The sequence below is a fragment of the Vibrio sp. CJQ_6 genome (assembly GCF_043106745.1).
Taxonomy (GTDB): domain Bacteria; phylum Pseudomonadota; class Gammaproteobacteria; order Enterobacterales; family Vibrionaceae; genus Vibrio; species Vibrio furnissii.
This window is the reverse complement of the sequence record NZ_JBICMV010000021.1, coordinates 341,139-352,492: the sequence shown is the minus strand read 5'-3', so window position 1 is coordinate 352,492 and position 11,354 is coordinate 341,139. Positions and strand designations below refer to the sequence as shown.

General features: G+C 47.6%; 11 protein-coding genes and 2 pseudogenes. 4 read left to right on the top strand and 9 right to left on the bottom strand.

Going from position 1 to position 11,354, the window contains the following annotated elements; genetic code table 11:
- Positions 1–20 precede the first annotated feature (20 nt).
- The 5 genes from ACF8PK_RS12415 to ACF8PK_RS12395 all read right to left on the bottom strand — a co-directional run bounded on the left by ACF8PK_RS12415 (position 21) and on the right by ACF8PK_RS12395 (position 3,741).
- Entirely contained in the window at positions 21–1,193 is a 1,173-nt protein-coding gene (locus tag ACF8PK_RS12415) for an EAL domain-containing protein (RefSeq protein ID WP_014257644.1), read from the bottom strand.
- A 207-nt stretch (positions 1,194–1,400) separates the two neighbouring features.
- Positions 1,401–1,841, bottom strand: a complete 441-nt coding sequence (locus ACF8PK_RS12410; RefSeq protein WP_004727104.1) for a PAS domain-containing protein — start codon at positions 1,839–1,841, stop codon at positions 1,401–1,403.
- Entirely contained in the window at positions 1,841–2,845 is a 1,005-nt protein-coding gene (locus tag ACF8PK_RS12405; RefSeq protein WP_004727105.1) for a response regulator, read from the bottom strand. The genes ACF8PK_RS12410 and ACF8PK_RS12405 overlap by 1 nt, the downstream gene beginning before the upstream one ends.
- Positions 2,846–2,957: 112 nt before the next feature.
- The gene (locus ACF8PK_RS12400; protein WP_055465582.1) at positions 2,958–3,197 is read right to left on the bottom strand and encodes a hypothetical protein; all 240 of its coding nucleotides are present in this window, start codon (positions 3,195–3,197) and stop codon (positions 2,958–2,960) included.
- 187 nt (positions 3,198–3,384) lie between these two features.
- On the bottom strand, positions 3,385–3,741 hold the full coding sequence (locus tag ACF8PK_RS12395; protein WP_004727107.1) for a hypothetical protein: 357 nt from the start codon (positions 3,739–3,741) through the stop codon (positions 3,385–3,387).
- A gap of 491 nt (positions 3,742–4,232) precedes the next feature.
- On the opposite strand from ACF8PK_RS12395, the gene ACF8PK_RS12390 reads away from it, so the two are divergent.
- Positions 4,233–5,396: a threonine/serine exporter family protein gene (locus tag ACF8PK_RS12390; protein ID WP_014257647.1), complete on the top strand. Its 1,164-nt coding sequence runs from the start codon at positions 4,233–4,235 to the stop codon at positions 5,394–5,396.
- Positions 5,397–5,545: 149 nt separating this feature from the next.
- Here ACF8PK_RS12390 and ACF8PK_RS12385 read toward each other — a convergent pair.
- Positions 5,546–5,743 (bottom strand): annotated as a pseudogene (locus ACF8PK_RS12385) (alternative ribosome-rescue factor A); the annotation flags it as partial.
- A gap of 408 nt (positions 5,744–6,151) precedes the next feature.
- Here ACF8PK_RS12385 and ACF8PK_RS12380 point away from each other — a divergent pair.
- Entirely contained in the window at positions 6,152–6,361 is a 210-nt protein-coding gene (locus ACF8PK_RS12380) for a cold-shock protein (RefSeq protein WP_004727110.1), read from the top strand.
- Positions 6,362–6,475: 114 nt separating this feature from the next.
- Entirely contained in the window at positions 6,476–7,018 is a 543-nt protein-coding gene (locus tag ACF8PK_RS12375; RefSeq protein ID WP_392441584.1) for a YaeQ family protein, read from the top strand.
- A gap of 6 nt (positions 7,019–7,024) precedes the next feature.
- Here the strand turns inward: ACF8PK_RS12375 and ACF8PK_RS12370 are convergent, their stop codons facing one another.
- The 3 genes and pseudogenes from ACF8PK_RS12370 to hmpA form a co-directional block, all read right to left on the bottom strand.
- Positions 7,025–7,540 carry a hypothetical protein gene (locus tag ACF8PK_RS12370; protein ID WP_392441583.1) on the bottom strand — a complete coding sequence of 172 codons (516 nt, stop codon included), beginning with the start codon at positions 7,538–7,540 and terminating at the stop codon, positions 7,025–7,027.
- Positions 7,541–7,702: 162 nt separating this feature from the next.
- Positions 7,703–8,148: pseudogene (gene tnpA, locus ACF8PK_RS12365) on the bottom strand (IS200/IS605 family transposase).
- A 167-nt stretch (positions 8,149–8,315) separates the two neighbouring features.
- On the bottom strand, positions 8,316–9,500 hold the full coding sequence (hmpA, locus tag ACF8PK_RS12360) for an NO-inducible flavohemoprotein (RefSeq protein WP_392441581.1): 1,185 nt from the start codon (positions 9,498–9,500) through the stop codon (positions 8,316–8,318).
- Positions 9,501–9,742: 242 nt separating this feature from the next.
- Here hmpA and norR point away from each other — a divergent pair, with 242 nt between their 5' ends.
- Positions 9,743–11,329 (top strand): nitric oxide reductase transcriptional regulator NorR, encoded by a 1,587-nt coding sequence (norR, locus tag ACF8PK_RS12355; RefSeq protein WP_014257651.1) that lies wholly within the window; start codon positions 9,743–9,745, stop codon positions 11,327–11,329.
- The last annotated feature ends 25 nt before the right edge of the window (positions 11,330–11,354 follow it).

Here is an 11,354-nt window from a genome sequence, read left to right as displayed (position 1 = left end):
TTATATTGCAATCATCATCGTTATTCACTCTGGCATAATACGTTTAATATATCGCTTGAACCTTTGGGCTTCGAATAATAAAAACCTTGCGCTAAACTGCAGCCAATGTCTTTCATGAGGTTGACATGGCTGATATCTTCCACGCCTTCGACCACCAAACTCAAATGCATGTCGTTAGCCAGTGAGAGCACACTGTTGATCGCCAATTTACTGTTTGGGTTGTCGTGGATACTGCGGATAAATTTAGCATCCAGTTTTATCTCGGAAAATGGAAAACTCAATAAGCGACTCAGCGATGAATGGGACACGCCGAAATCATCAATGGACAATTTAATGCCTGCGTTCGCGAGTCGAATAATATTTTCCATCACGAGCGGCGATTCAATTACATCCGACGTTTCCGTCAATTCGAGCGTGACGCAGCTGTAATCTAACGTATAGGCGTTGATTTTCTGGATCACCGTCGTCGCGAAGTTCTCGTTCAATAGCTGACGAATATCGATGTTATACGACACTTGAATCAGCTTCCCGAGTTCCATCAAGCTTTTTTGAAACGCCAGCCCGTGGGCAAAAATACTCTCAAAGAAATCATCCAATAAATCATTGTTGATGATGTCATCCATGAATAATGCGGCACTGAGTACGCCACTTTTGTGGTTGTTCCAGCGCGCCAACGCTTCCAAACCAATCAAATTGCCGGTGTTGATATTGTATTGCGGTTGATAGTGATACACGAAGTCGCCATTGAGCAGTGCCGCTCTCAACTCTTCCAACGTAAAATAGATTTCCTTCGTGCTTTGGTTATAAACCGTTTTACCAACGGCGCCGTTGATAATTTTATCTTTGATCTGTTTCAGCGGGGAATGGACACTGATATCGCCAGAAAAACTGAAGTCAAGCAGGGAAACAAAACTGGCGATAGAACTGCACAAGGCTTCTCGCGATTCACCAATGTTGTACACGCATTTTAACGTGCAATTGTACTTATTGATTTTGCGTAAAAATGATAACCCTTCCGCTGTTTCGGCAAGTAAATCAATAAATAGGGTGTAGATTTTCCCGTCAGACAGTATTCTGTCCAAAGCGTTATGCTCTTCTTCGATCACCACGGATCGGAAAATGCCAATTTCTTTGAGCTTTCGTCCCAACCCGAGATTATCGTCAGTTCGCCTACCCACAATGAGCGCATGCATAGTTGTATTCCTAGTTGTACAGGTAGCCACAGAATACTGCGCGGTTCACGCTGACGTTATCAGCTCCGACTGAGGGCGACTTCTCACCTTCCTATCACCGTGTAGGATTTTTCTTATTCACCAATGTCCTTATCCACGAACAAGGAATAGTGAAAAGACGTCATGTGAACATGAGTTCACGTCCAGCATGACGACGCTCGTTGAGTGTTATTGGGATTGCTTCACGACCAGCGCTTCTGCAGTAGCATCCTGAATCGATAAAAACAGTGAGTTAACTTTGCCCGTTGGCGTGCGCATCGGGTTCAGTGTGATGTTCTGATACATAAATTCCGCTTGCTGCGTCACGGGGCGCACATTGCGACACTTAAAAAGGTAAGGACGCTGCTGCCAGGTGATAAAACTGCGGCACCCCAAATCGTAAACGGGTTTGGTTTTGAGTTTGAACCACTCTTGATGAATTTCAGGGAACAAGGTAAACAACGACTGACCAATGGCTTCGTGCGCTAACTTGCCGCTATGGTGGGTCATAAACCCGTTCCACACTTGCACGTTGTAGTCACGATCAAGCACGATCAAGCCCATATCGACGTTTTGTACCATGTCCACCATCCAGTGGAACTGTTCAAATTCTGCAGGAAGCGACAACATCAGAAATCCTCCATCAGGTATGCAAGTTTACTGTCCAGCAGTGGCAGCGATTCGTCGACAAACATAAACAATAGATCACAGCGAATAGACGTGCCTTCGATGTTGTAGCTGACTTCAAACGTCATGGTTTTCTTAAACGAGCCTGCTGTCGACTGAATCACCGAATCAATCGGAATGTGCTGCCCGAGCAACACGGGTGAACTTTGGAAAAAACGCACTTCGGCTTGTTCGCCCAGCCCGTTAAGGAACGAGCCGACCAAAATGTTGGACACATCCATCAAGAGCTCAAGCTCTTCCAACTCTTCACTGTCGGTTGGGACTTTCATCAGTTTCTTCAAATCTGCAACGCTGGAGTCTGTCAGCAGCACTAACGCCTCTCCCGCAATCCCTTCGCCGCTAAACCCCTGACACACACCCGAAACGTGAACGTTATCGGCCAAATCACGCAGTGCCATGTGTAATTCGCTCACTTCAAAGATATTGACGTTGGGTAGGGGCAATTGCACAAACACATCAAAATGACGCGCCAGAGCATCAGCCGCGCGACCAATCGACACGTTCGCCACTTCCATGTAGATGTCACGGCGACGCAAAATCGGCAGCTCGATGGACACCGGGGTCACAATACGCGGCTGAGCGGCAGGCTCGACCAACGTACGAATAACCGCATTGAGGTCATCTTTGTTGATCGGTTTTTGAATGAAGGCTTTGGCCCCCAGTGCCATCACCCGTTCTTTGGCTTTGGGTTGGATATCGCCAGAAACCACCACCACTGGCGTGGTATGGCCTTTGTCACGCATCGCTTCCAACGTACCAAACCCATCGAGTTCTGGCATCGTCAAATCAAGGAACATGAGCTGGAAGTCTTGCTGTTCAAGGGTGCTCAGCGCTTCCAAGCCATGCACAGCAAAGGTGATCTCTGCATTTAACGATGCAGGAAGAGAGCGTGCCATCTGCTTTCGGGCCAACGCCGAGTCATCGCAGATGAGTACTGAATACGACATATCATCACCTTCTCGTTCTCATTTTGGGTTTACCCTAAAGTGTATACCTAATTTCGTGAGAGAGGCTAGAATACAGCGCTTAATTATTGATAAATAGGATGATTCCTACTTGCTAGTAATTTGGCCAAATCATCAGCAGAATGATTCTCAGCACGAAGGCACACACCATCATCGCAATGCCCAGTCGATACCATTTGTATTCAGCAATCGTCATGGGAATGCGTTTATAAAACATCGTCGCAACACCTTTCCAGTCGTGGCTGCGTTTCCCGTACTGAGTAATGCCAGTGAGCACAAACAAAATGCCGCCAATCAGCAGGCCTTTTTCAATCAAAAACAGTGCGGTTTCCATGCGTTCATCGTCCTTTATTTACTACATCAAAGAGAGTGTATAAATAAACGCGGACGCTGACTGTAGAACTATAGTCGAAGAAAGCGCCAAGGGTTGCACGCTATGCCCCGGTTGCCAGTCCAAGATCATCGACGTAAAAAAGAGGCCTTGCGGCCTCTTTTTTACGTCGATGATTGGTGCGATCGGATTAATGATGCAATGTGGGTTTTGGCACCACCGTGATGCTGTCTCGATAGCTGAACCACAAGTAGCTCACCACAATCGAGAAGAACAAATACGACAGCGCAAAAATAATGGGCGACGTAATCAGTTGTGCAGAGAGCCCCCAAGCCACGCCTAGGACCGTCACACCTACTTTGGCTAACAGGCCACAAACCAGCAGAAAAACGGCCAGTTCAGGAAATCGCGTGCTGCGGAAGGCAAACCAGTAACAGCTGCCAACCGCCAAGGCGGCAACGGACAAGCCAAGCATGAAAGAGTGGAAATGTTCAGCGGAGGCGACCCCTGCCGAGACTGATGCCATCATGATTAATAACAGTTTCATAATCTGCCTACCTTAGTTACAGAAAGCATCCTTTCAAATTTGGAATCTCACTTTTTGTCTATTTTCTCGCATCAAATAATTATTTCAAGGTCAAAAAAGCAACAAAAAATAAACAGAATGTTGAGACGAAGTGTTTGTTAAATAGACGTTAAAACAAACCAAACTCCACTTATCGATTTACCAGTCACTTCGGGACTAATGATTTGCAAAACTTGACATTTTGAAACAAAAAATTAACCACAAATTTTTTATGATTAATGTTTTCAAATTGTGACAAAGGCACAGTTTGCGCTCGAAGAAAAATTTCAGATTGCAAAAATGGAAAAACTCAGTGGGCACGCCGCCTGCAAACCGTGCGTGGTAAAACACCATAACAGTTGAGTCCATCACACTTCTCACCTATTGATGAATCGAACAGCACGCGATTTCTCGTCTTCATTCGAACACTCTGATACGTTTGTGCCACCGAACGTTAACCCCATAATGACTTCATGCCGTCACAGTATCGAATCAACAAAATTGTTGAGATTGGCGACACACTCCACCGCAGCGGATGCGCCCCTTACAAAGTCGAGAAATACACTCAATTTTATGCACAAAAGCATGGCGTGGATGTCATGATTCAAGCCACGCCAACCACCATCAACTATCAATTTCCCGATGACAACAACACGGTGGTGATGAAGCGACTCAAACCTGCATCCATTAACTTGAGCTTGCTGGCCAATACCATCATTCGCATCAACCAACCCAGTCACGAGCCAGTTCCTGAGCCCATCGGCTATTCAAAATGGATTATCGCGCTGGCCAACATGGGCATTCCGCCCGCCTACTTGATGCTGGTCGGCAGCACCTTAGAAGCAGTGATGATTTCAGTGGTGTTGGGCTTGCTGGTGTGGGTCAGTCAGTTGGTGTGCCATTCAAGACGTGCCATCGCGGTTGAATTTGTGGCCGCGCTCATCACAGGCATCTTAGTCGCGTTTTTAGCCAGCACTGGCTTACCCATCCCGGTGTGGGCACTGTGCGTGGCCGCCGTGATCTTGTTTGTGCCCGGCTTGTCCATTGCGAACTCATTGGAGTGTTTGGCCTTTAACGACTTGGTTTCAGGCACCAGCTTATTTGGCCAGAGTGCCTTAACGCTGATTAAGCTGTTTGTCGGCATTGTGATTGGCTTAAATATCGGTGAAGCGATTTGGGGACAAGCCCCCGCAACCACCTATCGCAACGAAGTGCCATTGGCATTGCACATCTTTGGCCTCTTCTTGCTCTCCGTGTCGATTGGTGTGCTGTTTAATGCGCGTCCCAAAGACATTTTGCTCGGTTTACCCGTGGCCGTACTGGGGATGTGGGGGCCGTTTTATCTCGGTTTTGATGCAGGCTGGGTGGTTGGGACTTGGGTCACGACGGTGTTGATTACGCTGTATGGCACATGGCTGGCAAAGAAAATGGAGCTCACTGGCTCCATCTATATCGTGCAGGGGATCATCATTTTGGTACCGGGCAGCCGCGTCTTGATCAGCGCCAGTCAGTCGGTGTTTGAACAATCGATTCTGCCGATCCCAAGCATTGGCCTGTCAGCCCTGTTTATGTTCTCGGCAATTGTGGCGGGCCAAGTCACCGCCTATTCGATTTATTCACCCAAAGTCGAACGTTGATATTACCGAACGTTGATATTACCGAACGTGAACGCTGATCGTTCGTCTTTAGCGGTCATCGGCTGCCTCTTTGGTCGCTGCGTTTCAACCACACGTTTCAGCCACACAATGAAAGAAAGAGCCCTAGTCGAAAGTCACTATTAAGCAGCTTTTGAATAGGGCTCTTTGCCTCTATGTTTCATTTTACGGCTGAAACTACCTTTACCTTTTTTCGCTTTCTCAACGCGTTGCTTGAACAGTTGACTAGTGACAACCGCTTTCAAGGCGTTATCTTTAATCGTGCCTCGACCAAACTCGGTGTCCATCACCGGGTTGTCACGAGACGTCTTTGATGACTGGCTCATCATGGCCTCCTTTAGATTGGTTTGACTACAGATGACACCGTTGGTGACACTGTCGTTGGATGAGATTATTCCGATGCATATTTTGCGCTGAATTATTGACGTGTCAATGGTTCAGCCGTCTCACCGAGCACCATTTTTAATACTGAGTACATGCTTAATTACATAGAAATGGAGCATGGAGCAAAAATTTGCACAAAATCCAAAAAAGCTTTTCGAGTGAAGTCAAGATTCGATTGACAACCCTACGGATTGCTCTAGACTCATTAGCAGCTAGAAATGAAGTTCTTTGTATACACATTCGTTGGATTACTTGTAACTCCCGTCGTGTCGTACGCAATAGCAATCTACTTTTCCACGCTATCCGCGCCGTAATCGGCCACATATTTAAATATATTTTTTAGGATACACACTATGTCAACTCCAGTTACTGGTACCGTTAAATGGTTCAACGAAACTAAAGGCTTCGGTTTCATCAAACAAGAAAATGGTCCTGACGTTTTTGCTCACTTCAGCGCAATCCAAGGCGACGGTTTCCGTACTCTTGCTGAAGGTCAAAAAGTTGAGTTCGTAATCACTCAAGGCCAAAAAGGTCCTCAAGCAGAAAGCATCAAACTTCTGTAATTGACTTTCCGAATTTTAATAGCCAGCTTATAGCTGGCTATTTTCGTTATTGGGCCATCCTTTTTCGGTTCCAACTCCTACTTTTTCTTCTCAGTTTTAGCGTGAGCCGTATTCATGGCATTGAAACCAACCATTTATAAATCCCGTATCGCTCTGACGGACATGAACCGTGATCATTACGATACACTTAACCTGACCGTTGCCCTGCATCCTTCGGAGACTGAAGAACGCATGATGGCACGCGTATTGGCCTACTGCCTGAACGCCCATCCGCAATTGCAGTTTACAAAAGGCATTTCCACCGCCAACGAACCCGATATCTGGCAACAGGATTTATCCGGTCATCATGAACTGTGGATTGAATTGGGTGAACCGGATGTGGAGCGAGTGAAAAAAGCCACCCGTCTCGCTGACACCGTGAAAGTGTACACCTATCAAAATCGCTCAGACATCTGGTGGCAACAAAACAAAGGCAAGCTTGGCTACCTCAAGGCCGAGATTGTTCGCTTCGACCCAGAAACGATCAGCGCCATGGCGCAACATCCTAAACGCACCGTGGACCTGTCGGTCATGGTGACAGGTCACACGCTGTTTGTGGAAGGTGATTTAGAGAGCCACGAGATCAACTTCGATCTGCTGCAAGCGTTACCAGACTGACTGTATTTACTTCCAGTGGATTGTTCCATCACCACTAACTTCGCGGAACACAAAGAGATTATCTACACCAAAATGACGCAATAATTTGTAATCGAAACCTCTTTTCTGCAAATAAGGGATGATCCATCGTTTATATAAAACAATATGCTCTTTGGTTTCAGGTTCAGCGAGAAATGTGCAATTAGGATAAGAACGATGAACGGCTCTCACCTTTTCACTAACTTGAATACAAAGAGCGCGTAATTGTTGAACTGATAGCTTGTTGTCTGAAGATTTGGCAAATGGAGTCAAGTTTCTCAAGTTTTCGTCTGTGTCAAAATCAATCACAAAGCTAGGTACTGTCTCAAGATTGATTTCTTGTCTCACTCGGTCAAAGTCGACCTTAGTTTTTTCTATTGTCGGTACATAAGAGAACCAACAGACATATTTATGTTCATCAATTGAAATGGGATATTCAAATGTCATAAGTGTTGAGTCTTTAGACTTTTCACCATCATCCAAATCATTAGAGCTATTAAACAACTTCTGTTCCTAACCTAAATATATACTTATTTATGGAGCGTTTAGTCAAAATAATACGCCTTGCATAAATTATTACAACTCTATATTTTTCATTAGATTAGAAGTAAAAATCCACCTGCATAGCAGGTGGCTTTGAATAGCCCCCTATAAGGGGGCTCACTGTTAGTTATCTAACCCTAAAAGCATTTGTCGCTCTTCTTCTTCCTTTCCCACACGATCTTGGTGCCCGACATATCTTCGTATAATTTCCTCATTAATTCCTACCGAATCAACAAAGTAACCTCGTTGCCAGAAATGATTTCCCCAAAGCTTTTCTTTCTCAAATACGGAAATTTGTTAAATAAACGTATCGCTGTACGCCCTTTCACAAACCCCATGTAGCCTGAGATGCTTAAGCTTGGTGGGAGCCTTACGACTAAATGCACATGATCTATCTGTACATTCAACTCAACTACCCTGCAATTCTTCATGTTGCTGTATACGTAGATACTTTTGTACAGCTCTTTGGCTATATTGCCCTTGAGAATCTTCAGCCTATATTTAGGCGTCCAAACTATGTGATACTGACATCTATAGTAAACATGTGAGCTTGAATCATATCTGCTCATGTTCTTTATCTCCTTGATTTGCTGGTTACAAACACGGATATATTGAACATGAGCGTTCTTCGGGCATAGCCCAAAGGAACGATCACCACCTTCATAGACGGTGGTTTAGGGATAGAACCCCAAAGGCCCTACTGGGCCTTTTGGGGTTCTTGATGATGCCTCAATAATTAGGCATTAAGCGTAGCGTGGGGGCCAAACACTTCGTAGTGTATACGCTCGCCACTCACGCCCAAGGACATCAGTTGTTTGACGATGCTTTCCATGAACGCCAATGGGCCACATAGGTAAAAATCGGCCTCAGCCAGCGGTAAATCCACGGCGTTGAGATCCATCGCACCCCGGCGCGATTTTCCCTGTTGACCGTCGAGGTACCAAACGTGCTGCTGCCACTTTTGGGCTGCAATCAGGGTCGCCGTTTCATCCACAAACGAGTGTTGCGCAGGAGAATTGCAAGCATGCAAATACGTCACAGACGGCTTATCGCCCTGCGCCAGCGTTTGTAGCATCGCTTGTACGGGCGTTGCGCCTACACCAGCGGAGATCAGCACCACAGGCCGCTCACGTTCAACGTAGAAGAAATCCCCCGCGGGTGCGTACAAAAATACGCTGTCACCTGTCTGCACATGATCGTGCAGGTAGTTCGACACCAGCCCTTCCACCTCACGGCCTACGCCTTCGCGTTTCACTGAAATTCGGTAGTCCTTTCCATTTGCGGCCTGCGACAGTGAGTACTGACGAATCTCTTTGTATGCGCTGTTCGTCGGTGTCACCTCTATCCCGATGTACTGACCCGGTTGGTAGCCCAGCACCGGCTGACCATCTTTCGGCACCAGTATGAAACTGATGACCAACTCAGATTCCACGCGTTTGTCGGCCACGATAAATTCACGTGCGTTCGCCCAGCCGCCCACCGCGTGTTTACGCTGTAGGTACAACTCCCCTTCGCGGTCGATAAACACTTGGGCGAGAAACAGATACGCCGCCGTCCACGCCTCTTCAACCTCGCGTGTAAACGCTTCGGGAGCCAGCTCACGCAGGGTTTCAATCAGGTGATGTCCCACGATTTGGTAATGCTCTGGCTGAATGTTAAAACTGGTGTGTTTGTGCGCGATTCGCTCTACCGCTGCGGTTAATGCCGCCAAATTTTCAATATGTTTGGCGTACGCAGCAATCGCTTCAAACAGCGCAACACTTTGACGCCCCGTTTTCTGGTGCGTCATATTAAAGATGTCTTTCAGTTCCGGATTGTGGTGAAACATACGCTGATAAAAATGCTGTGTCAGAGCCGGGCCGGCCGACTCCAGCAATGGAATGGTACTTTTAATTACAGCAATCGTGTGGTTGTTGAGCATGAATCCAAATCTCCTCACTCTCGGATAATGGTATTAAAGGTGGCTACAGCCACTCTGTTTGAGGTCAAGCATGACTTTCTCAATCTGACATTGCACTATCCGTACCAACAAGCATAAAAAACTATCTTATTGATTTTAATTGATTTGGTTAGATACCTACCTCTTTATTCGTGTCAAATTAACCCTTTTCAATCGGGTCACTTTGACACTAAACTATCCAAAACGAACAGTTGGACGCAACGATGCAAGATTTCTCTATTTCAACCTTAGTCGACATGACCATTGGTTTGGCGAGCGGGCTCAATGATGAAGACCGTTTCAACCGCCTGCTCGATGCGGTACGAAAAACCATTCAGTGCGATTGCGTGGCGCTGATGTCCCTGCAAGGCGACACCTTGGTGCCACTGGCCATGCAAGGGCTCACGCGGGATACGCTCGGCCGTCGCTTTTTGATTCACGAACACCCGCGCCTTGATCAAATCTGCGCCTCCACCACGCCGGTGCGCTTTGACGCAGACAGCCCACTGCCCGACCCGTTTGATGGCCTGTTGATGGATCACGATGATGACCTGCCGATGCACTCGTGTATGGGATTACCCTTGATCTTCGGTGACAAGTTGCTGGGTGTGCTCACGCTCGATAGCCTCATGCCCAATGCGTTTGAGCACATTCCGTTGCGCAGCTTAGAAGTGCTCGCGGCCATCGCGGCCTCAACCCTCAAAATGGCGCTGACGTTTTCTCAGTTAGAAACGCAAGCCAAGCAAACGCAGCAACGCTTGGAAGAGCTCAATGAAGAGGCATGGGTGCGAGATGGCGGCGAAATCATTGGCTCCAGTGAAGCCATGCAAGTGATGAAAGCAGACTTGGAAGTGGTAGCACCGTCGAATTTTAATATTCTGATCCACGGTGAAACAGGCGTGGGGAAAGAGCTGGTTGCCCGCACGATTCATCATCTCTCTCCCCGCAAACGTCAGCCGCTGATTTACGTCAACTGCGCCGCAATTCCCGAGAATCTGGTGGAAAGCGAACTGTTTGGCCACGTGAAAGGCGCCTTTACCGGCGCGGATCGCAATCGCTTGGGTAAGTTTGCCTTAGCCGATGGCGGCACGCTGTTTATGGATGAAATTGGCGAACTGCCACTGGCGGCGCAAAGCAAAATTTTGCGGGCGCTGCAAAACAACGAAATTCAGCCTGTGGGTCAGGATCAGGTCCAAACCATCAATGTGCGAATTCTGGCCGCCACCAACCGCGATTTAAAACAAGAAGTCGACGCCGGACGCTTTCGCGCCGACCTGTATCACCGCCTCAGTGTCTACCCGATTCACGTACCGCCGCTGCGCGAGCGCAATGGCGACGTGACGTTGCTGGCGGGCTACTTTCTGGAAGTCGCGCGGCGCAAACTGGGGATCGTACAACTGAAGATTCATCAGCAAGCGTTGAGTCATCTGATTTACTACACTTGGCCGGGCAACGTGCGAGAGTTGGAACATGTCATCAATCGCGCGGCTTTGAAAGCACGTGCCAAGCACCCGATGCAAACGCTCATCACCGTGAGCGCCGAAGACATTGGCGTGTTGGAAGGTGATGCACACACCCCCGCCAAAGCGGTGCCATCTGCCCAAACTGAGCCGGTGATTGATTTGTCGAAAGGGTTACGTGACGCCACCGATGACTTTCAGCGCCGCCTTGTCAGTGAAGCGCTGACGCAAGCCGAATTCAACTGGGCAAAAGCCGGGCGATTGCTGCAAGTCGACCGAGCCAACTTAACACGCTTGGCAAAACGCTTGGGCATCAACGTTACCAAAACCCACAAGATTGAACCCCGTTAACTCGCGCGCACAAAAAAGGGATAAC